The 20,609-nt window shown below is 58.8% G+C and carries 19 protein-coding genes; 10 read left to right on the top strand and 9 right to left on the bottom strand.

Annotation, left to right across the window (positions count from 1 at the left end; genetic code table 11):
- The first annotated feature begins 170 nt into the window (after positions 1-170).
- Both J2741_RS03335 and J2741_RS03340 read left to right on the top strand, forming a co-directional pair.
- Positions 171-1,358 (top strand): bifunctional 5,6,7,8-tetrahydromethanopterin hydro-lyase/3-hexulose-6-phosphate synthase, encoded by a 1,188-nt coding sequence (locus tag J2741_RS03335; protein ID WP_209673619.1) that lies wholly within the window; start codon positions 171-173, stop codon positions 1,356-1,358.
- Between the two features lie 250 nt (positions 1,359-1,608).
- A complete protein-coding gene (locus J2741_RS03340) occupies positions 1,609-1,920 on the top strand; it encodes a hypothetical protein (RefSeq protein WP_209673620.1) in 312 nt (103 codons plus the stop codon).
- Positions 1,921-1,984: 64 nt separating this feature from the next.
- Here the strand turns inward: J2741_RS03340 and J2741_RS03345 are convergent, their stop codons facing one another.
- Positions 1,985-2,995 carry a diadenylate cyclase gene (locus J2741_RS03345; RefSeq protein WP_209673621.1) on the bottom strand — a complete coding sequence of 337 codons (1,011 nt, stop codon included), beginning with the start codon at positions 2,993-2,995 and terminating at the stop codon, positions 1,985-1,987.
- Positions 2,996-3,316: 321 nt separating this feature from the next.
- Between J2741_RS03345 and J2741_RS03350 the strand changes: the two genes are divergently transcribed.
- Positions 3,317-4,330 carry a TIGR00341 family protein gene (locus J2741_RS03350; protein WP_209673622.1) on the top strand — a complete coding sequence of 338 codons (1,014 nt, stop codon included), beginning with the start codon at positions 3,317-3,319 and terminating at the stop codon, positions 4,328-4,330.
- Positions 4,331-4,410: 80 nt separating this feature from the next.
- Entirely contained in the window at positions 4,411-4,842 is a 432-nt protein-coding gene (locus J2741_RS03355; protein WP_209673623.1) for a DUF3795 domain-containing protein, read from the top strand.
- Positions 4,843-4,918: 76 nt separating this feature from the next.
- Here the strand turns inward: J2741_RS03355 and J2741_RS03360 are convergent, their stop codons facing one another.
- Positions 4,919-5,656 carry a tetratricopeptide repeat protein gene (locus J2741_RS03360; protein WP_209673624.1) on the bottom strand — a complete coding sequence of 246 codons (738 nt, stop codon included), beginning with the start codon at positions 5,654-5,656 and terminating at the stop codon, positions 4,919-4,921.
- 284 nt (positions 5,657-5,940) lie between these two features.
- A complete protein-coding gene (locus J2741_RS03365; RefSeq protein WP_209673625.1) occupies positions 5,941-6,288 on the bottom strand; it encodes a DUF4870 domain-containing protein in 348 nt (115 codons plus the stop codon).
- A 163-nt stretch (positions 6,289-6,451) separates the two neighbouring features.
- Here J2741_RS03365 and J2741_RS03370 point away from each other — a divergent pair, with 163 nt between their 5' ends.
- Positions 6,452-7,243, top strand: coding sequence for a DUF169 domain-containing protein (locus J2741_RS03370; RefSeq protein WP_209673626.1), 792 nt, complete (start codon positions 6,452-6,454; stop codon positions 7,241-7,243).
- Between the two features lie 264 nt (positions 7,244-7,507).
- Here the strand turns inward: J2741_RS03370 and J2741_RS03375 are convergent, their stop codons facing one another.
- Positions 7,508-8,401, bottom strand: a complete 894-nt coding sequence (locus J2741_RS03375) for a mechanosensitive ion channel family protein (RefSeq protein ID WP_209673627.1) — start codon at positions 8,399-8,401, stop codon at positions 7,508-7,510.
- 264 nt (positions 8,402-8,665) lie between these two features.
- Here J2741_RS03375 and J2741_RS03380 point away from each other — a divergent pair, with 264 nt between their 5' ends.
- Together J2741_RS03380 and J2741_RS03385 are read left to right on the top strand one after the other, a co-directional pair.
- The gene (locus tag J2741_RS03380; RefSeq protein ID WP_209673628.1) at positions 8,666-9,244 is read left to right on the top strand and encodes an ADP-ribosyltransferase; all 579 of its coding nucleotides are present in this window, start codon (positions 8,666-8,668) and stop codon (positions 9,242-9,244) included.
- A 4-nt stretch (positions 9,245-9,248) separates the two neighbouring features.
- A complete protein-coding gene (locus tag J2741_RS03385; protein WP_209673629.1) occupies positions 9,249-9,404 on the top strand; it encodes a hypothetical protein in 156 nt (51 codons plus the stop codon).
- 354 nt (positions 9,405-9,758) lie between these two features.
- On the opposite strand, the gene J2741_RS03390 is transcribed toward J2741_RS03385, so the two are convergent.
- From J2741_RS03390 to J2741_RS03410, 5 genes are all read right to left on the bottom strand, one after another.
- Positions 9,759-10,649 (bottom strand): energy-coupling factor transporter transmembrane component T family protein, encoded by an 891-nt coding sequence (locus J2741_RS03390; protein ID WP_209673630.1) that lies wholly within the window; start codon positions 10,647-10,649, stop codon positions 9,759-9,761.
- On the bottom strand, positions 10,649-12,412 hold the full coding sequence (locus tag J2741_RS03395; protein WP_209673631.1) for an ABC transporter ATP-binding protein: 1,764 nt from the start codon (positions 12,410-12,412) through the stop codon (positions 10,649-10,651). The genes J2741_RS03390 and J2741_RS03395 overlap by 1 nt, the downstream gene beginning before the upstream one ends.
- Before the next feature lie 294 nt (positions 12,413-12,706).
- A complete protein-coding gene (locus J2741_RS03400; protein WP_209673632.1) occupies positions 12,707-13,252 on the bottom strand; it encodes an ECF transporter S component in 546 nt (181 codons plus the stop codon).
- Positions 13,249-14,079 carry a hypothetical protein gene (locus J2741_RS03405; RefSeq protein ID WP_209673633.1) on the bottom strand — a complete coding sequence of 277 codons (831 nt, stop codon included), beginning with the start codon at positions 14,077-14,079 and terminating at the stop codon, positions 13,249-13,251. Before J2741_RS03405 ends, J2741_RS03400 begins: the two co-directional genes overlap by 4 nt.
- The gene (locus J2741_RS03410; RefSeq protein WP_209673634.1) at positions 14,072-14,776 is read right to left on the bottom strand and encodes an ABC transporter substrate-binding protein; all 705 of its coding nucleotides are present in this window, start codon (positions 14,774-14,776) and stop codon (positions 14,072-14,074) included. Before J2741_RS03410 ends, J2741_RS03405 begins: the two co-directional genes overlap by 8 nt.
- 202 nt (positions 14,777-14,978) lie before the next feature.
- Here J2741_RS03410 and J2741_RS03415 point away from each other — a divergent pair, with 202 nt between their 5' ends.
- From J2741_RS03415 to J2741_RS03425, 3 genes are all read left to right on the top strand, one after another.
- Positions 14,979-18,131 (top strand): PEGA domain-containing protein, encoded by a 3,153-nt coding sequence (locus J2741_RS03415; RefSeq protein WP_209673635.1) that lies wholly within the window; start codon positions 14,979-14,981, stop codon positions 18,129-18,131.
- 31 nt (positions 18,132-18,162) lie between these two features.
- A complete protein-coding gene (locus J2741_RS03420; protein ID WP_209673636.1) occupies positions 18,163-19,182 on the top strand; it encodes a nitroreductase in 1,020 nt (339 codons plus the stop codon).
- A 526-nt stretch (positions 19,183-19,708) separates the two neighbouring features.
- Positions 19,709-20,542 (top strand): nitroreductase, encoded by an 834-nt coding sequence (locus J2741_RS03425; protein WP_209673637.1) that lies wholly within the window; start codon positions 19,709-19,711, stop codon positions 20,540-20,542.
- The last annotated feature ends 67 nt before the right edge of the window (positions 20,543-20,609 follow it).

The raw sequence follows: 20,609 nt of genomic DNA on the forward strand, positions 1-20,609 counted from the left end.
CCGGCAGGATGGCGTGGTCGCGCTGATCCTGCAGGCCGGGGGCGTAACCGCGGTCCTCTCCCGAACGGGTCCCGTCCCGGTGCCCTATTACGGGGGAGCCTGCGACCCGGCCACACTCACGCTTTTATTAATGGCCCGCACATAATTAACACAACAAATTGGGGATTTTCATGTATCTTATTGGAGAAGCACTTGTCGGGGACGGCGCGGAACTCGCTCACGTCGACCTGATCATCGGGGAGAAGGAAGGGCCGGTCGGGACCGCGTTTGCGAACGCACTCTCGCAGCTCTCCATGGGCCACACGCCGCTGCTCGCGGTCGTCCGCCCGAACCTCCTGACAAAGCCGGCCACGCTGGTGATCCCGAAGGTCACCATCAAGAACATCACCCAGGTGAACGAGATGTTCGGCCCGGTCCAGGCAGCGGTCGCGAAGGCGGTCGCAGACTGCGTCGAGGAAGGCGTCTTCGCCGACGCGAAGGTCGACCTGGAAAGCGTCGTCATCCTCGCGTCCGCGTTCCTCCACCCGGAGGCGAAGGACTACAACCGGATATACCGGTACAACTACGGCGCGACCAAGCTCGCGATCACCCGTGCCTTCGAGAAGTTCCCGGACGCAAAGACCCTGCTCTACGAGAAGGACCGTGCCGCCCACGCGGTGATGGGCTTCAAGGTGCAGCGGCTCTGGGACCCGCCCTACCTGCAGGTGGCCCTCGACCTGGTGGAGATGAACAAGGTGGCGTCGGTGCTCGCGAGCCTCCCGAAGAACGACCACCTGATCATCGAGGCGGGGACGCCTCTGATCAAGAAGTTCGGGCTCTCGGTCATCTCCGAGATCCGGAAGCTCCGCCCCGACGCGTTCATCATCGCCGACATGAAGGTGCTCGACACCGGGAACCTCGAGGCCCGGATGGCCGCCGACTCCTCGGCCGACGCGGTGGTAATCTCGGGACTCGCCCCGGCCTCCACCCTGGAGAAGGCGATCACCGAGGCGAAGAAGACCGGGATCTACTCCGTGGTGGACATGTTAAACGTCCCCGACCCGGTGAAGGTCATTAAGAGCCTCAAGGTCAAGCCCGACATCGTGGAGCTCCACCGGGCGATCGACGCCGAGGACACCGCCCACGCCTGGGGCAACATCCCCGCTCTGAAGAAGGCCGCCGGAGGAAAACTCCTCGTGGCGACCGCCGGCGGTATCCGTGCACCGAACGTGAAAGAAGCCCTGAAATCAGGTGCGGACATCCTCGTGGTCGGTCGTGCGATCACCGCGAGCAAGGACGTGGCGAACGCAGCAGAGATCTTCCTCGAGCAGATGAACAAGGAAGAGATCGACCAGTTCCGGGTTATGACTGACTTTTAATACAATATTTTTTATCAGACGAAACAGAGTCTCCGAAAAATTTTTATGTAAATTCTGTTAAAATACCTCAAAATACCGATATCGTTTTCTCGAAAAAAAGAAGCCTTTGCCGGGATCGGGAACAGATGCCCCGCTCCCGGTAATGTTCCCACTCCTCCGGATGACATAAGACTATAAATAGCCCCTCGTGCATTTCCCTCTATCCTTACTCTCCTCCCGGAGGAGAAGAAGGGGAACGGAGCGAGAAAATATGCGATGTATTGTCGAATGCGTGATCCCGGCCGAAACCGGTAATCGCAGTATCCTGGACGGGTCACTGCCCCTGAAGATCAAGAACTACCTCGACATCGTGAAACCCGAAGCGGTATATTTCACGGTCAAGGAAGGGCAGCGGACGATGATTGCCGTGGTGAACCTACCAAGCGAGGACAAGATGGTTGCATTCAACGAACCCCTCTGGCTCGACTGGGGAGGGTCCGTCTCCATTACACCCGCAATGTCCCTTGCAGATCTCCAGAAGACGGGGAAGGATATGGAAAAACTCGCAAAGGAGCGGAAATAGCGGGAACAATATTTTTTTGCGGATTGATCAGGGATTGGATCCCACCGGGGCGAGCCTGTCGGAGTTATGGAATTTTCTTGATCTCTTCGCCGTGTTTATAAATCCTGATCCCGCCGCTCTGGGACACGACGACACTTACGGAATTCGAACTCTTCGTGATTGCGGCGGCGAATATATGCCTGGCCCCTCCGGAGACCCCGAGATTCCTTATGTCTGCCGCAATAATCGCACCTGCGTCCATTACGAGCCCGTCCCCCGTGATAATAACGGCTCCGTCCAGGGTGGCGTAACGTTCGACGAACTCGAGCGTGTCGCGGTCGAGGATCCGGTGCCCGGTCTCCTTGAAGGGGTTCGTCGGGTTTTTCACGATATGCTGCTCGATCTCTTCGTAGTTCCCGACGACGAACGAGGTCCCGATCCTCTTCCCCTCGTACCCGTACTTGTTGAGTTTCTCCGCGATCTCGAGGACCCGGTAGAAAATCATGTCGTCGACATCGGTCCCCGCAAGAATATCCGCGGTCTCTCCCGGAGTCAACACACCCGGATATTTATACTGTGCGTTAGGGTTGTCCCGATAGGACCCGCCGTCCGGGGTCCCGTTTCCTGCCGGTTCCTCCAGTTCGATAAGAATATCCTTGAGCATGTACCCCATCGACCGTATCAGCGGACTCAGTACTGCCTGCTTGAACTCGAAGATCATCCCGATATAGTTGGTCTCCCCGAAATACTCCGTACAAAACTGCTTGAGATCGATCTTTCTCTCGAATATTCTGAGGACAAGCTGGTACAACAGGGCATCTTTTTCGAAATCACCGAGGGGGAGCGTAAACTGTTTCGACCCGGGCGCCTGACCTCCGGCGTCCCGGCCGCGGTTCCACCAGTCGTCAAAGCGAACATCGGCATTTTTCAGCCGGGACGAGATGATCTTCATCACCTCGTCGTTTTCGCAGAAATAGACGAAACTGTCAAATCTCGTCTGGAACGTATTGTTGTTGGACATCTCCAGATCGAACGAAATATCGGAAAATTTCCTGATGTGGTGAATTATTTTCCTGTTTCCGGAGCGATCACCCATGATTATCATTCAATACTTTTCATAAACAATTATTCTTTTGTATAGCAAAAGTTCAAAACTACGCCCTTGTTTTTTGATCCTTCTACAGATATCGCTTCACCCCTCGGATCCGGCGGGAGCCCGGGTATCCATTTTTTTGGGGGTCCTGTACCGGCCCCGGGGTTTCCTTTCGGGACCCTGGCGGGATTGCCCCGGGAAATCCCCTGAATCCCCTTCCGGCGACAATGCTTGTCAACAACCTCTCAATTCACCCGTTCTCCTCCCGCATACGAGCGAAAGAGAGATATTCTGCCTTTGGACAATATCGCGTACCGATACTGTATGGCAGAAAATTACATTTCCCGGCAACTGGGCCGCTTCGAGGCAGGATACCTCCCGGACTTCGAGTCCAAGCTCTTCTTTGAAGGGGAGCGAAGACACCGCCAGGTGACGAACTTTACGGTCCTCCTCCTCCTTGCGACCGTTATCGCGACCTATGGTGTCATTACCAATTCGACCGCCACCGTGATAGGCGCGATGATCATCGCTCCCCTCATGACCCCGATCATGGCCACCGCCGCCGCGGTCATCCTCGGTTCGCCCTCTCGGGCATTCAAATCCCTCCAGCTCGTGGTGCTCGGGGTGATCGCGGTGGTCCTGTTGTCCCTGGTTCTCACGTTCTTCGTCCCCGAGGTGTTCATCTCGTACTCGTCGAATCCGCAGATCACCTCCCGGGTCTCGCCGAGCCTGCTGGATTTGATCATCGCGCTCGCCGCAGGCGCCGCGGGGGCGTTCGCCATCGGCAGGAAGGAGATCGCGGATTCCCTCGCCGGGGTCGCCATCGCCATCTCCCTCGTCCCTCCCCTGTGCGTGGTGGGAGTATCCATCGCGAACGGGTATTTCGTCCAGGCCAGCGGGGCATTCCTGCTCTTCCTCACCAACTTCTTCGCCATCCTCGTCGCCGGGAGCACGGTCTACAGTTTCATGGGTCTCCAGAAGTATTCCACCGCCGATGTCCACGGAGAGATCCGCCAGAAGGCGGTCCGTTACATTCTCGCCGGGACCCTCGTCATCACGGTCCTGCTGGTCGTTACTTCATTCAACGCGTTCCAGACCACCAATAACCAGTACATCGCGAGCACGACCGTGACGGAATGGATAGGGAACGCACCGTTCCAGGTCTCCAGCGTCACTACCAACGGTGTCGATGTCTCGGTCACGATCGTGGGCAATGGTGACGTCCCCCCCGTGGCGAATCTGGAGAAGATGCTTTCCCAGGCATTCGGCCATCCCGTCGTCATCAGCCTTCACGTGATCCCGCAGACCAGCGTGGTCTACCCGGAGCCGGCGACATGAGGAATCTCTCTCCCGGGGGGGACCCATCCGTGTTCGCACGTCCGGTGGAATAATCAGGACCCGATGAAAAGGTATTCTCCATGGAATCCCCCTCTGCAAGTGCCCTGATCGCCCCCTGCGGAATGAACTGCGGCGTGTGCATCGCCCACTTGAGGGAGAGGAATCCATGCCCCGGGTGCAGGGGGCCGGATGCCGGAAAACCGGTCACGAGGACCCGGTGCAAAATTAAAACGTGCGGGACGCTCCGGGAACGTAACGCGAAGTACTGCTTCGAGTGCGAACAATTTCCCTGCGAGCGGCTGCAGCACCTCGACAAGAGGTACAGAACGAAATACCACGCGAGCGTTGTCGAAAACCTGGAAACGATAAAAAAATCTGGCATCAGGAAATTCCTCGCCGACGAAAAGAGGAGATGGACCTGTTCACGTTGCGGTGGGACGGTGAGCATTCATGGTGCACGCTGCAGCCGTTGCGGATACCAGGAGTCTCCCGAGGGAGATTCGCTTCCGTGAGAACAGGGTCTCCATCCGGATGCGAGAACATTTCATTTTACAGATCGCGACAGAGACCGTACGGTCCTCTGTCCGGTCATGTCCCGTTCGCAACCCAGCTCATGGAATTCCTTCCCTGCGGGTCGCCGGGGTGGGCGCTGATATTCAGGAGGGAGAGCGGGGAGGCCCCGTCCAGCCCCGCGAAAATCGAGAGGATCGCCGCTGCCAGGACCAGCACGATGACGATCAGGAGTGCGAAATAGAGCATTACAAAGAGCAGATTGGTCGGTTCGTAGGTGATTTTTCCGTATCGCATCTTCTTTGCAGTGGTATAGGCGTCGTAGATCCCGAACAGCCATATCACCACCCCGGGTATGATCAGCAGCGCGAGGCCGAATATCGTCCCGGCCAGGATCAGGAACCCCTTAAAGTTCTGGCCGTTGTAGATCTGGCCGAGCCCGGCGAAGAAGAAGGCAACGACCCCGGCGACCGCCGGGCTTTTTTTATCCCGTTCCAGCCGTGCGTAGTCTGGCGGATGCGTCTCGTGCCCCGTCTCCTCCGGGAGCGGAGGTTCACGGGCTGCCGCTTCTCCCGGGCCTTCACCCTGCAGGTCTTTGACAAAATGCATGGCCCGGCCCGCCTCTTCCGTCCTCCCCATTTTCCGGAGGGCTGCGCTCAGGCTGTTCCAGGCATCGAGATATTCCGGGTTGAGTTCGATGGCCCGGACATAATTCATGGAAGCCGCTTCGTAGTCCCCTCTCTGGAAAAACCGGTCCCCTTCCTGTTTCCATACTGCCGGGTCGTCCAGGTCCTTCTCCGGGACACGTTCCGCCATCGCGCTCCTCACCCGATAACGGATGAGAATATTATCCCTTATATAAAAGGATTATCCTTTATAATTCATTCTTGATTTTAAAAAAAAAACAATCTTATCGGTGGCGACCGAAAAATTTCCCATTTTTTCGGCATAGTTATGGCTCGGCAGTGAAAGGGTGCCGATCCCTGATCAACCGGCATATTTTCCCGGGTCCGGAAATTAAAAATAGACCCATCGTAAAGCAAAATAAAAGGGAAGACCTCCCCCGCCCTGAATATACATCGGGAACGTCGCAGGGGGGTTTATTTGAGTGCGTTTTCGACGATATCCCCCACTATCGGCAGTTTGTATCTCTCCCCCTGGTATGCTTTGATCATCAGTACGATCCACAGGATAAACATGATGATACCCACGATAATTGCCAGGATGTATGCGACGCCGGTCCACCAGAACAGACCGAGGACCCAGTAGAGTATGTTGAGAGGAAGGAACGTTAACACAGATTGTAAAGCATGGAATTTTACCGTCTTGTTATCTTTTTCCACCAGGTAAAAGATGATCCCCGTGATCCAGACGACCAGGTAACAGAGCAGGGAAGCAATGTTCTCATCCAGTCCGAAAGTTGCCTTAGGATTAGCCGTTTCTGCCATAACCATCACTTCATTGTTCTTTTAAAGAGTAGCATAATTTTTGACTATTTAATTATTTCTTTCTGTATCGGGTCCGAATAGAGAGAATACGGTCTGGGCCTAGTCGTCTTCGCAGGGTATCCGTCAGGAGGATTTTTAGGAGAGGAGCGGAAACTGGGTTCTCATGGCAGAACTGACCTTCAGGGAGATCGGGGATCGCCTCGTCTCGGCCTTCGGGTTCACCGCGAGGCCACTGGCAGTATACGGCAGCGATACGAAGCCTGCGGGCGCCGTTCACCTCCCGGCGGTGAACCGTTGCATCGCGATGTCCATGTTTCGCATGGCAACCGAACACGGCGTGGATGCAGTGTACATGAGCGGGGACGAACCGGAAGGGTGTTGCATGGGCGGGCTCACCCACATGGGATTCATCGCCACGCCGGAGGATATCAAGTACTTCGTATCCACCGGGAGGGCGGATATCCGTGGAGGCGCCGCCGAATTCCTCAAGGCGGACCCCGGGCTCGTCGAACGGTCCTTCGCGGCCGAAGGGACCATCACCCCGCCCGGCCGGTACCTGATCATCAGGTCGTGCGACACCCTGGACGGGAAAGACCCCGGGGTGAGGTCGATCTGCTGCTTCGGAAATGCCGAAGAGATCCGGAACCTCGCCGCCCTGGTGCATTTCGACCGGGACGACCCGTTCACCGCGGTGGTCGTGCCGTGGGGCCCGTCCTGTTCTACCTACATCAGTTACCCGGCCGGGATGGCCTCAAAGGCCCCGCAGGACACGGCGTTCATGGGCCCCCAGGACCCTACCCAGAACTACGCGTTCCCCCCCGACATGATGGCGCTCGGGATCCCTGCCGGTATGGCAAGGCGGATGGTCCGCAACCTGGACACGTCGTTTGTGATCAGGAGGCCGAAGGTGGCGTTCCCCGACCACGAGAAGATTGCGGAACGTAAAAAACGATGATCTTCCCGGAAAGTTACGAAAGACCGGCACGGAGAGATCGGCAGATGAGCTGGGCTGACCGAGAACACGCCTATTCCCGGAATATGCCCCGTCGGGAGCCGGTGATTTCCGGGGTATCCTCCGGGACACAGGTCACTATCGTGGCGATTCGCCCGGACCGGTTATCCCTCGGAGACTCGTCGCTCTCCCGGCATGGGCGACCGGACCAGGAGTCACTCTTGGACCTGTCAGCACTCCGGCGTGCCCCGACCGGGGGTATCCACCTCACCTGTCGTTGCTCATGACTCCGGGGATATCACTCGAGAGCTCCTCGATGATCCTGGTCTTCACCAGGGACCGGTCCCTTGCCGAAGTGATGTAGTTTACCGTGAGCACGGTGCCCCGGTCCGTCAGCTCAAGATGGAACGAGGGCCCGGTATCGAGGGAGGGGAGATATTTCCTTTGCCCGAGATTCCTCAGTTCTTCCCTGGCTTTTTCCTCGATCTCCCCGGTATATTTCTGGATCGCGTCTATCAGCAGGTTCCTCACACGGTCGATATCGGTGGTGAAGGGAACGGTGATCCTGATCTCGTCGGTGACTATCGAGAGGTGGCGGGTGGTGTTGGTCACCACCTCCCGGAACAGGATGCCGTTCGGAATGGTGATGATCTCGCCCGTCGGTCTATCGTTCGAGTCGTAGTCGAGCTCCATGAGGGTGGTCCGGAACACGCTGATATCCATAACAAGGCCGTATACCCCTTTCACCCGGATATGGTCGCCGATGCGGTAGACCCCGGTGAGGAGGAGCATGAGGCTCCCGACTACGTTCTGGATCAGATCCCTGAGTGCGACGAGAATCGCCCCCCAGATGATCCCAATCGTGATCAGGATCTGCGACGGGTCCTCGCTCCATACCGTAAGTGCAAGGAAAAAACCGAGTCCCAGGAGGATGGCGATGAATATCCTGGTCGCCGTCATGCGGGACGCTTCGTCCGGCATCTTCCGTACCAGGACCCATGCCCCGATGCTGTACGACACGACGACAATCAGGGCCACGATGTACGTCGCCAGCACGTTCTCGAAGAACACGTCCTCGAGGATGACGTCGATTGCGAAGAATACCGCAAAGAACAGGATGAGGAGGAGCACGTAGCGGGCGGACAGCCTGATTTTACCCATAAATGACAAGAGATATGCGAGAGCGATCTCATCAAGCCAGTGGTTTATTCCGCCCGGCAATCCGGGTGAGGGAGACGCAATCTTTCGCGGAACCCTAATCCGCCGGATCGATGATCTGCAGGGTTGACCTGACGATCAGGTTCCGTGAACCGCGTCTGACCCGGCATCCGGAAATGAGCAGGGTTCTTTCGCCCCGGGCCTTTCCAGGAAAGGGATTGACGAGATTTAACAATACTTTTCTCCGAAGAAACCGATTTTTATCCAATGGAACCGTCCGCAAAGAACACCCCGTATTCGAACCGGGACGACCTGACCGGAAACGAAAAGGAGGCAGTCGGGTTGTACCTGGAGAACTGGGATTACGTGAACGATACGCTGAGAAAACCGAAAGAGGTCAAGGAACTCGAGGAATGGCAGTACCTCCCGAACCTCGTCTACCATATCGACAGTGCCATCTCGAAGTCTTCTCCCGGGGAGGCCCTCCTCTTCCGGGAACTGCACGGGGACTTTGCGACACGAGCCCTGTTCTGCCTCGCTATCCCGCCCGGGAATCCCGGTGATTCGGAGTATGGCCCCGCGGTCCCCCACCTTATCCGGGACAGGGGATACTGCTCCTTTTCCGGGGACCTCGACATGGTACTGGAAGACGAGAATGAGACGAGGGGCCGGAAGGTCATCCTGGTGCATAAACCCCGGCAAGGGGAGCCCGGGCTGTATATCGACGAACAGGGGGAAGTGCTCTTCCCCCGGGAAACACTCTGGATCACGACAGGGTACTCTTACCAGGACCGTAAGGACTGTAGCGTCGTGTTCATCAGTGTGGACAGGTTCAGGACAGGGTGAGTCTATGAGCGAAAACGAACGAATGCAATGGAAACAGAAGGATATCCGCATCGAACGGGCTCCGGTTATCGTACATGAGGACCCGATGGACACGGCGGGACCGGTCCTGACCGAAGCGGCGGTACGGTTGAAGAAGTCAAAGCAGTGCGGCGGGAAATAACCCCCCTATCCCGGGATTCGCTCCCGATCTTCGGAACCACTTTTTTCTTTACCTTAAACAATAAAATCCCGGGGTCTGTATTGCGCGGCTGGCCGGGAGTAACCCTTCCCGTCTCGCCTTGATCTCCTCCCGCGTAGGACTTCCACTCACAAATTCAATCCGGGTTCGGGGAGTAGTTCTCCGGCATAGTCCTGCCACTCATGAATCAGGCAGGGTGCATGCAGGATTGCGCCGACAACCTGTACCCGGGATCCGGCGGGATACGGGGAGGCAAGAGCATAGGACTCCTTCTCACAATTCCGACACTGCATCGGGGAGTACTTTCCCAGGCTTCACGCGAGGACTTTTGGGCCTCTACGTTCTCAGGGACGCATACCAGGCAATCGCGACGACCGCCGCGACGGCGATGACGACCGCCGCATCGGCCCCGGAGAAGCCGGGGCGACGGTAGACCGTGGGCCTGGCGGAAGAGGAAAAACCCCTGCTTTCCATTGCTGCGGTAAGGCTCCGCGACCTGCGAAGCACGATCACCGCCATGGGGACTGTCAGGGTCATCAGCTTGTTCCGGTTCCGTGTCAGGAGCCCGCGGTCGAACTCCATTCCCCGCGAACGCTGGGCGTTCATGATCTTCGAGGCGTCCTCGGCGAGGACGCTCATGGTCCGGAACGCAGTCCCGAGCGAGAACGCGATCCCCCCCGGGAAGCCCGCGGACCTCAGGGCACGGACGAACGCCGTGTAACTTGTGGTGGAGATGAAGAGTATCCCCACCCCGGAGAGGGCAAGGAGCCTGAATCCCATAGCCAGGGCGAAGAGGACCCTCCCGGACACCAGTTTTAACGTGACGAATCCCGCCTGCCAGGTCACGATCACCACCCCGGCCTCGGGGCCCGCGAAGAACGCATCGGTTACCACGACGAACACGATGAAGGGGACGATGATCAGGTAACCCCGAAAGAGCGGGCGGATCAGTCCCGCGAGCCATGCTGCCGCCAGGACCGAGCTCCAGAGGACCAGTCCCGGCAGGGCCTTCCCGAACGCGAGTGCCGTCCCGGTGAAAATGATGAGTATTGCGAGTTTCGTGAGGGGATTCATCCGGTGGATGAAGGACTCGCCCGGGATATAGGCAAGAAATCCTCCTCTTTTCCCGAATATCCTCTTTTTTATTCCCTTCCTACCCGCCACCGTTCCTGTCTCCGGGTCCGTCCCGGGCGGGCCACCGGCCTTCCGGCCGTCTTCGCGGGCCATCACGGCCTCCCCGGATCACGATCTTCTTCACGGCCGATCTCTTCCCGGTTATCCGGGACGATCCTGCAGCGATCTTCCTCATGACCGTTCTCATCCCTGCTATTCAAGACGGTCCTGCAGTGATCTTCTTCATGGCCGCTCTCTACCCGACTATCCGGGACTGTGCTGCAGCGATCTTCTTCATGGCCGATCACTTCCCGGTTATCCGGGATGATCCTGCAGCGATCTTCTTCAGGGTGGGGTCCTCCCCGCGTATCCGAGATGACCCTTCCGTGATCGAGGACTATCACCCGGTCCCGGATGAGACGGGCGAATTCCTCGTCATGGGTGGCGACGATCACCGCCGCCCCCGCGTCGCGGAGCTCGCCGAGCACCTGCCCGACGATACGCTTGCACCTCCGGTCGAGCCCGAGCGTGGGTTCGTCGAGCACCACCACCGGGGTCTCCATGGTGAGCACACTACCAATGGCCACCCGCTGCTTCTCCCCGGATGAGAGGCCGAGAGGCGGCGTCTTTAAACCGAGGCTGGTAATGTCCAGCCGGTCGGCGACCTTCCCGACCCTCCGGTCCGTCTCCTCAGCCCCCACCCCGAGGTTCTCCGGGCCGAAGGAAAGTTCCTCTGAGACCGTCTCGGCGAAGAGCTGGTAGTCCGCGTGCTGGAGGAGCACTCCCGCCTCCCGGGAGAGCTCCGCGGTGCTCCTCCCCCACACATCCCTGCCCATCACCCGTAGTTCTCCGGAATGCGGTTTCTGGATACCGTTCAGGTGCCGGATGAGGGTGCTCTTCCCTGAGCCGTTCTGCCCCCGGATGACCGTGATCTCCCCGGGAAAGATATCAAGGCGTTCTATCGCGATCGCGGGCTCCTCCCTCTCGGGATAATAAAATACAAGTTCCCTGACCGAGACCGCAGGCTCCCTCCCGCAAGATTCCTTCATATGCTCTTCATGGCTCTGCCCCTGTGCATAGACCGGGTCCTCCATGGTATACCACCCGGGGAGCGTATCGGGCGGACCATCGTAGACGACCCGCCCCCGGTCAAAGACCACCAGCCGCCCGACGAGCGGAAGCAGCAGGGAGAGGCGTTGTTCCGCGAGGATCACCGTAGTTCCCGTTGTCCGGTTGAGATTTGCAATGAGGCCGGTCAGCCTCGCGGATGTCTCGTGGTCTATCCCTGAAAACGGTTCGTCAAGGACGAGGACTTCGGGGTGCACCGCAATTGCGGCGGCGATCGCCACCCTCTGGCGTTCCCCCCAGGAGAGTTCCCCGGTATCCCTGTCCCGCAGGTGCGCAATATCGAGTGCGTCGAGCGACGCATCGATGGTCTTCCCGATCTCCTCTTCGGTCCAGACCATCTGTTCCGGGCCGAACGCGATCTCGGACTCGACGTCCGAGGAGAAGATCTGGTCTTCGGGGTTCTGGAACACGAGTGCCACGTGCGCCGCGAGGTCGGTCACCCTGCAGGAACGGGTGTCCATCCCGAGAACGGTGACCGTTCCCTCCATCACCCCGGGGAAGAGGTGGGGGATCAGCCCGTTCAGGCAGTAGCAGAAGGTCGACTTCCCTGAACCGCTCATCCCGGCGTGCCCTACCAGTTCTCCCCGGTGGATGGAGAGGTTCACGTCGTTGAGGGCGGTCACGGTCCTCCCGGATACCGTTGTCGGGTGGCGGAACGAAAGTCCGCGGACCTCGATGATCGCTTCGGTTTCCTTTTGCCGCGAGGTCCCCCGTTCCTCCTCCTCATCAATCGATCCGGGTTTCACCATCCGGGATGACCCCCGTTTCCCCTTTTCACGCTGATCGTTTCGGGTTCCCTTTCCCGCGAGGTCCTCCGCACCCTCTCACCATCAAACCATCCGGGCTTCGCCATCCGGAACCCCTCTTTCCCTCTTTCCACGGTGATCGGTCCGAAGTTCCCGGTCTGCAAGATATTCCGTTCCTTTTCTCTACTGAACGGTGCGGGATCCGGGGTCCGTGATGATCCCTGTTCTATCCCCGCTGCGTTCGGTCCGGGAATTCCGGCCCGTGCTGACCCCCTGTCTCGTGTTCCAAAGGTCGGTTCAGGTTTCATGGCCCGCGATGATCCCCGCTTTCATCAGCCTGGCGATGATGACGGCGGCGATGATCCCCCCGATCCCGCCGAACACGAGGTGGGTCACCGAAGAGATGCCGATCCCGAGGATGATGAACACGGGAAGGACGCCGAGCGCCAGCTGGATGGCATAATTCACCAGCATCTTGGCGATATTCGAGGACGCACCTACCACGAACCCGATCGCCGGGTGGTCAAACCGGTAGCGGAAGATAACCCCTTCGATATCCACCGCGACTCCCAGGGCGAGGTAGGTGATCGAGTCCATCATCCCGAGCGGGTCCATCCCGAAGAACGCCGTGAGCAGCCCGGATATCACTCCCACGTAGGTTCCCGAACCGGGTTTTCTCACCACCGCAACCGCGAACATCACCGGGATGACCCAGAATATTCCCGAATGGCCGGGGAGGTGGAGCGGGATCTTGAACGCGGTCTTGAGGACGAATATCAGCCCGCCGCAGATCGAGAGGACGGAGAGTTCGTAGAGGGAGAAGTAGGGCTTCCGGGGTTTCATACGGTCTCCCCGACAAACTCCGATTCGAGATGAAGCCTGAAATCGTCCGGCTGGCCCGGTGATACCGCCACCAGGAGGAGGAGCAGCCTGACGGGGTTGCCCCCCGTGTGGGTGACATAGAAGGTCCCGTCCTGGAGGGGCGTAGTGATCACCTCACCTTTCTTTCTCGTGAGGTCGGTGGTGATATGGAGCGAATCGAGCCCGGAACCAGGTCTCTGCGTGAAGTAGAGGGTGATCAAAGACGGATCTATCCCGTCAGTGCCGGCGGGCAGGGCGGAGGAAAGGCGAATGGTATAGTTATCCGGGATCTGGCGAAGGGCGGTCGGCAGGATCGCGTCCCCGGGCGAATCGGCGCCGAGCACGTAATATGCCGAAGTCCCGAATTCTTCCTGCCGGTTCGTCGCCCACAAGCCGTCCAGCTGCCGGAACCCGTACACGTGGAACGCCGCTTCACCCGTGAGGTTCTCGAAGGTGTAATGCACCCGCACAGCCCCTCTCTGGTGCATCGCGGGGTTCCCCCCGTACGGCGTCCCGTTCAGGGGGACGAACATGAGGACCCACATACGGTCCGGGTCGGAAGAGTCGGCGATGTCAAGCCGGGTCTGGTAAGGACGCCAGGACTGGGGGCCGTAGATGAAATCTGAAGAGGAAAATACGGATTTTACTTCGAGCCCGGCGGGGGTCTCCCCTCCGGGTCCTGACCCCGGGGAAGTGAGATACTGGGCCGCGACCTGGACGATCACCGCCGCGGCTGCAAAAATCCCCAGGAGAAGGATTGCGACGAACAGTTTTTTCCGGACCGCGGGGTTTACCATGGTGTCAGTCACGTTTCACTGCATGAAGTGCCCCTTCCCTTTCTTCCACGAAAAGAACGGTTTTTCCCTTAACCGGGCAGGCTTTTACCGATTTTCCTTCCGGGGACACGATGATGCCGGTGGTGACCGGGACCCCGTCCACAGTGAGGATCATGTCAATTCCCGCCTCGAGCAGCGTCCCCGCCGGTGCAGGGCCAAGGATCTCGCGGATTCTTCCCTTCTGGAGGTACCGCCCGTCGAAGCCGGTCGAGGCCAGCCCGAGCCCGGCCATGGCGCCGATCACCCCGTCTTCGGTCCCGCCCAGCCCCTCCAGGCGGATCGAACAGTTCTTCGCAAGGGTCCGGGCCCGGTCCTGGGTGAGCACCATCCTCTTCGCGTCCTGGCCGAACGTGACCATGGCGGGTGTCACCTCCGTGATGTGGGCGAGGGCGATCCCGGGATCGCTCCCTTCCACGAAGTCGTCCATCATCACCTGCCGGGCTATGGAAAAGATCCTCTCTGCATGGTCGGGTGCGCAGGGACCGATATGGATCACCGCACAGCTGTTGTGGGACGTGTAGGGGATGGACTCGTGCACGAACAACTGGTGCCGGGTGACCGCAGTCACGGGGTATTCCTGCCCGAGCCTGTCTGCGATCGCCCGGGCCAGCCGGCCTGTGCCGCGTGAGTTGAGGGAGTCGGTGTCGTCGATAGAGAGAAGGAATGTCATTTCTGGTCTTCCTTTTCCTGTACTCCACCAGGCGTAATACCCTTTGTCATTTTGCCTTTTGTCAATATAATAAAGTTATTATGATTAACAATCCGGAGAAAAACAACAACTATATTTCAATTATTCATGAAGTATCCATAGAAAAACGGATGTTACGGGGGGCCGGACCCCCCCGACCCACCCGATTCTGGATTGGATCACCATGGCGCGCTTACACATACCTTCCGGGGCCCGGGAGAAGGACGCCCGCGGTAGCACCTCCCGGGAGAGGATCTTCCTGCAGGTTTCTGCCGGGGTTCTCCTCCTCCTCCTCTCCCTGGGAGGATCCGCCGCTTCAGCGTCCGATGTCGCGGGAATCATCCTTCCCGATTACCACCATATCGACATCACCCTGGCACACAACGCGGGCAGCAACTACATCAAGTTCGACGGCGGAGGGTTGAACGCGCTCCACCTCACCACGAGCCCGTCCGAACCCTACGGGCAGGTCACCACCACACAGTCCGAATCGGGCACGTTTTATGTCTCTGACACCGGCGGGCGCGGGTTCTTCGACGACCTGATCCTCATGGTCGCGGTGAGAGGCGACGTCCCCGACGACTATTCGGTCCGCATCAGGGCGAGCGGGTACCGGTGGACCCCCACACCGGTACTGAACATGCCTCCCACCGCTGACAACGTTTCCTATGCATACGCATCGATCGACGACACCTTCACCGCCTCAGATTTCATCTACGGGCCCCAGTCGTGGAGGCCGTATAACGGGCCCGACTACCCGTTCTACAACGGCCAGGATCTTTCAGCGAGCGACGAGACGTTCAGGTTCATGTTCATCGACCTGAACGTGGGCGCGATCGGGCCGAACAGCCAGCTTCCCGGGCTCACCGACAACGGGATGGCGAAGATCGAGTACCAGATCACCGGCGAACCCTGCTTCACGGTCTTCAACGTGTACGGGTGGTGTAACCAGTCGAACCAGGGGAAGGGGATCTCCTGGACGAACGATGTCGACGGACTCTCCCAGAGCGGGGTCTCCGGGTATTCGGTCCTTCCCCCGGAAGCTGCGTCAACGGGAGGGGACCAGGCGGGATCGACGGATTCGACCGCAAACTTCGAGAAGGGGACAGTCGTCAACGGGTATGACGGGACCACGCTCGCCCAGGGAGAGCCCTCCCTGGTCAACGGAAGCGTGCTCCTCTTCGTTTCCGAAAGCCCCGCGGCCACGCTGGACGGGCTGAAGTCGGCGGAATTCCCGTTCAACGTCACCCTGCCGCAGGGCGTTCGCGCGCAGGACGGATTCCTGGCGCTTTACGCGACCGGTGGAAAAGATACGACGTCCGGGCGGGGTGTGCTTCCCGACCTCGATGTCGCCTTCGACGGAACCACAATTACCGCACTCCGGACCTACAGGGATACCGCGGGGGGGACCGACGGAACTGTGGCGGCGACCTGGATCTATTCCCTCCCTCCGGAGTTGACCTCCGGGCGCCATGTGCTCGCGGTGAAAAACAGGAATACCGGGACGAAGATCACGATCCCGGGGGCGGTAATGGCGGTATTCCCGAAGGACGATTCCGGTACGGTCAGCCTGGTCTCGTTCACCGAGGGATGCGACATCCTTCGCGCCGAGCCCACCGGGATCGGCGAGGTCTCCACCACCTCGGTCTTCAGGGACGGGACGGTTCCGGGCAGACCTGACCGTGTGACCCTGTATCTGGTGAACACCGGGACCTTCCCCCTGGTTTCCTCGCCGTTCCGGTTCTATTTCAACCGCGAAGCCGTGAATACGACCTCTACAGGTACCCCGGGCCCGGTCGAGATCAGGACGTTCGACGTCACCGGCCTTGCACAGCCCTCGATGAACTCACTTTCGGTCTCGGTCGTTCCGACCGACCAGAAAGAGCGGTCCTACACCGAGACCCGGAACGCGATCCTGGTCTTTTCCTATGCCCCGAAACATCAGCAGGCAGGTGCGCCGGCTTCTGACCCGGATATTGTGGTCGCGGAAGAGACTCCGATCCCGACCACGGCGCTCCCGGCCACTACCGCAACACCCGGGGCGACGTCCACCCCGGCGACCAGTCCGGAAGACCCTGACGGGGGCATCTTCGGGATGCTCCCCGGGCCTGTCCGTGACTTCCTCGACGGGATCTTCGGGGCGATCTTTGCTATCGGCGGCGTGGAAAGTGCCGCACCGGGGACCGGAGCGGGAATGGTCGTCCAGGCCGGCGGGAATCCTGACCCCACCTCTGGGGAACGAGGGGTTGACCTCCGGGATGATTCCCCCGTGGCCGCGATATCGGACACGGTCCCTGAAGATGACTCTGCCGGGACCGTTGCCGCCGGAAATCCGCCTTCCGTGGCGGACGACGACCCCGGAAATCAGGAGACCCTGATAGTATCGGAACCCGGTGACCAATGGGTATCAGGGGCAGCGGCCCCCTCTTCGCCATACGGGGGTATCTATATTAAATCAATACCCGGCGGTGCGGGGATCACCATCGACGGGAAGGCACTCAACGCGGATACCCCGAAGGCGGTGTTCGGTCTGCGGGAAGGGTCGCATACCGTGAGGATCTCGAACGATAAAGGCCTGTTCTCGGTCACCGACCAGCAGGTCTGGGTCTACCGCGGCCTGATCTCCATCGCCGCCTTCGATACCGCCCCGGGGATGAAGAAGTCCGTCCAGGTGGTCTCGGAGGTGTACCCGGGCGACCAGTTCACCCTGAACGGGAGATACCCGGCCTACAAGATCCCGGCCGGTATAACGCTCCGGAAGTCCGGGTCGTACCTCACCGTGCTCCACGACGGGCACTATATCTCCCGGGAGATCTCCGACTTCCTGAACGCGGGGGGCACCGTTGAGATCCGGCCCTCCGCCACGTCGTACGGGACACTCGCGGTCAGTTCCGACCCGGCGGGCGCCGACGTGCTGGTGGACGGCTTCCCCTACCCGGAGAAGACTCCCTGCACGGTGGAGAACCTCTCCGAAGGACGGCATACCATATCCGTCTCGATCCTGGGGTACATCCCCGGGGAGCAGACGGTGACGGTGCTCGACGACCCCTCGGAGCAGATCGACGGAGAGGTCATGCTCAGGCTCTCGCCCTATGCCTGCGGCGAGCTCTCCGTGGAGAGCACGCCTCCCGGCGCCTCGGTCCAGATCAACAAGGTGAACTCCCGGCAGACCACCCCGTGCGTCTTCCCTTACATGACCATCGGGAGCTACGCCATGACGGTCTCCTACGGGGGCAAGGTAAAGAACGTCGAGTTCGACATCACCCCCGATACCCGGATCGAGTACGTATTCGACTTCGACAAAGACACGTTCCTCCACAGGAGCGTGAGAATGTAACCGCGGAGAAATCCGTGACGAGGTTTTCTAAATGAAAAAAACAACTTCAATCATTTCTATCCTGGTGGTCCTCACCGCCCTGGCGTCCTGCACTGTGACAGGCGCTCCCCTCCCGGATTACAACAACATCTTCATTAACGTCGCAAACGACGCGGGGGCGACCTACGACGCCTTCGGAAACGACACCTATAACATCCGGTTCGAAGGCATCGACCGGGGCTTAAACGCCCTGCACATTTCAACCGACCCCGCGGCCAACTACGGGCAGGTGACGCTCACGGAAGCCCTGTCGGGAACATTCTATGCTACCGATTCCGGCGGGAAAGGATACGAGGACGAGATCCTCCTCATGGTGGCCGTGAACGGGACGATCCCCGACGACTTTTCCCTGCGAATCACCTCGGACGGGTACACGTGGCCCCCGAACCCGGTGAGCAATACGGCCCCGCCGTTCGATACCGTGTCCTACCAGCCGGTCGCCCTCGACGAGACCTTCACCAAGGCCGATTTCATCTACGGGCCCCAGACCTGGAAGCCGACCGGGAACGAGGTCGAGTATCCGATCTACTTCGGGCAGGACCTCGGCGCCACCGGCAATACCTTCCGGCTGATGTTCGTCGACCTGAACGCCGGGGTGCTCCGCCCCAACGCGAGCCTCGAGAACCAGGGAGCGGTACGAATCACCTACGAGTTCCGGAACCTCGAATCCTTTGCGGCATTCAACGTGTACGCGTACTGTAAAACCTCCAACAACGGTGACGACATGGTCGCCTGGTCCAACGCCCTCCTCCTTCCGAAAACGGTGAGCGGATACTCGGTGGTCCGTGTGCCGGTTCCCTTCCCGGGGAAGACCGATCCGCCCACCGACCCCGACGGGGACGGGATCATTGAAGATATGAACGGGAACGGGTATTCCGACTTCAACGACGTGGTCCTGTTCTTCAAGCAGATGGAGTGGGTCCAGGCCAACGAACCGGTCTCTCGGTTCGATTTTAACGGGAACGGTATCATCGACTTCAACGACATCGTGAGGCTGTTCAAGGAGCTGTAAGGGACAGGAAAGAAGCTTTAAGTTATTGAGCGAATCTCCCCTGATAAATCCTGTACACGGGAGAAGAAAACAATCCTTTTCTTTTAGCAATTCCGGTTATGTATCTTACAACCGTACTCTTCTGCATGATACGGTTTCGATTCGATACCATCACATTCAAATTGAAGGTTCCGCCACAGTCCTTTCCAGGTTAAAAAGTACCTTTAAACGATTGAACCAGGTACATCTCTTGAATATATATAATGCATGAATAAAAGCCGGTTTTGGTAAGCGAGGGTCCGGCAAAGTCCTGGTCAGACGGACGGGCCCCCGTTGCCCGTAGGCATAGGAGAATGGCATTCATACTTCATTAAGTCTTTTCTTGTGCCTCGTTACGACGGAAAGGAGGCGATTTACCTATAAATCAGGCATTTCGGGAGGAAGAACCGGTTTCCGGATCCGGCGACCGGTTCGTGAATCGAAGGAGAACACAAATGACTGCGCACCGGTGACCGCGGTGCACAGAACGCGAAGGAATGAATATAGTATGAAAAATACGCAAGGAAAGGCCAATGCCTTCAAGAAAGCCATCGGGATGATTGCCGCGTTATTCCTGGTCTCGACCCTTATCGGCCCGGTAACCGCTGCGGATCCGATCGACCCGTACAAGCATGTCTGGCTGGAGATGACGAACGGTGCGAGGTTCGCCGACCTCTCGTCGGGCGGCGCAAATCAGTCCTACTACTTCAAGTTCGACGGCGGGGGACTGAACGCCATGCACATCTCCAACTCGTCCGACCTTCCGTTTGGACAGGTGACAACGGACGCTCCGACATCGGGGACATTTTACATTACCGACACGGGGGGGCGAGGGTTCAACGACGATATCATCCTCATGGTCGCTGTCCAGGACCCCCTCCCGTCAGGGCTTAATATCCACATCAATGCGAGCGGGTACCGCTGGGAGCCGACCGCGGTCCTGAACGAGATCCCGGATGAGGAAGATCTGACGTATTACGCCGGGTCGGTTGACGAGGACTTCACCGTCGATAACTTCACCCTGTACGGAACGCAGGACTGGAAGCCCTGTTCTTCGGAATATTACCCGCTCTTTGTTGATTTGGAACCGGACACAGTTTATTATCTGGCGTTTATCGACCTGAAAGTGGGCAACCTCGGGTTAAACTCGACCACAGGATATTCTGAGTCGCTCATCGACAAAGGAAGTGTCAATGTGACGTATGAGATCACCGGCACAAATGGGGAAAATATTGCCTTTAACGCGTACGGGTGGTGCAATCAGTCGAACCAGGGAAAAGGGGTATCCTGGACGAATGCGCTTACCGGGACCGGTGCAAGTGCATGGGAAGTCAATAACTGATCTCTTCCCCTTTTTTTGCAGTCTTCATCGTGTCATGATACGATCGGTAGGGATCCCCTATTTCCAT

Origin of the sequence: Methanolinea mesophila, from assembly GCF_017873855.1 — an archaeon.
GTDB classification, from domain to species: Archaea; Halobacteriota; Methanomicrobia; order Methanomicrobiales; family Methanospirillaceae; genus Methanolinea_B; species Methanolinea_B mesophila.

What these genes read in the sequence shown, in the direction of transcription:
- J2741_RS03345 (WP_209673621.1), bottom strand. Translation starts at nt 2,995, where the DNA reads ATGGGTGATCGCTCCGGAAACAGGAAAATAATTCACCACATCAGGAAA.
- J2741_RS03385 (WP_209673629.1), top strand. Translation starts at nt 9,249, where the DNA reads ATGAGCGAAAACGAACGAATGCAATGGAAACAGAAGGATATCCGCATC.
- J2741_RS03380 (WP_209673628.1), top strand. Translation starts at nt 8,666, where the DNA reads ATGGAACCGTCCGCAAAGAACACCCCGTATTCGAACCGGGACGACCTG.
- J2741_RS03370 (WP_209673626.1), top strand. Translation starts at nt 6,452, where the DNA reads ATGGCAGAACTGACCTTCAGGGAGATCGGGGATCGCCTCGTCTCGGCC.
- J2741_RS03340 (WP_209673620.1), top strand. Translation starts at nt 1,609, where the DNA reads ATGCGATGTATTGTCGAATGCGTGATCCCGGCCGAAACCGGTAATCGC.
- J2741_RS03365 (WP_209673625.1), bottom strand. Translation starts at nt 6,288, where the DNA reads ATGGCAGAAACGGCTAATCCTAAGGCAACTTTCGGACTGGATGAGAAC.
- J2741_RS03375 (WP_209673627.1), bottom strand. Translation starts at nt 8,401, where the DNA reads ATGGGTAAAATCAGGCTGTCCGCCCGCTACGTGCTCCTCCTCATCCTG.
- J2741_RS03360 (WP_209673624.1), bottom strand. Translation starts at nt 5,656, where the DNA reads ATGGCGGAACGTGTCCCGGAGAAGGACCTGGACGACCCGGCAGTATGG.
- J2741_RS03390 (WP_209673630.1), bottom strand. Translation starts at nt 10,649, where the DNA reads ATGGCCCGCGAAGACGGCCGGAAGGCCGGTGGCCCGCCCGGGACGGAC.
- J2741_RS03395 (WP_209673631.1), bottom strand. Translation starts at nt 12,412, where the DNA reads ATGGTGAAACCCGGATCGATTGATGAGGAGGAGGAACGGGGGACCTCG.
- J2741_RS03410 (WP_209673634.1), bottom strand. Translation starts at nt 14,776, where the DNA reads ATGACATTCCTTCTCTCTATCGACGACACCGACTCCCTCAACTCACGC.
- J2741_RS03335 (WP_209673619.1), top strand. Translation starts at nt 171, where the DNA reads ATGTATCTTATTGGAGAAGCACTTGTCGGGGACGGCGCGGAACTCGCT.
- J2741_RS03415 (WP_209673635.1), top strand. Translation starts at nt 14,979, where the DNA reads ATGGCGCGCTTACACATACCTTCCGGGGCCCGGGAGAAGGACGCCCGC.
- J2741_RS03350 (WP_209673622.1), top strand. Translation starts at nt 3,317, where the DNA reads ATGGCAGAAAATTACATTTCCCGGCAACTGGGCCGCTTCGAGGCAGGA.
- J2741_RS03425 (WP_209673637.1), top strand. Translation starts at nt 19,709, where the DNA reads ATGAAAAATACGCAAGGAAAGGCCAATGCCTTCAAGAAAGCCATCGGG.
- J2741_RS03420 (WP_209673636.1), top strand. Translation starts at nt 18,163, where the DNA reads ATGAAAAAAACAACTTCAATCATTTCTATCCTGGTGGTCCTCACCGCC.
- J2741_RS03400 (WP_209673632.1), bottom strand. Translation starts at nt 13,252, where the DNA reads ATGAAACCCCGGAAGCCCTACTTCTCCCTCTACGAACTCTCCGTCCTC.
- J2741_RS03355 (WP_209673623.1), top strand. Translation starts at nt 4,411, where the DNA reads ATGGAATCCCCCTCTGCAAGTGCCCTGATCGCCCCCTGCGGAATGAAC.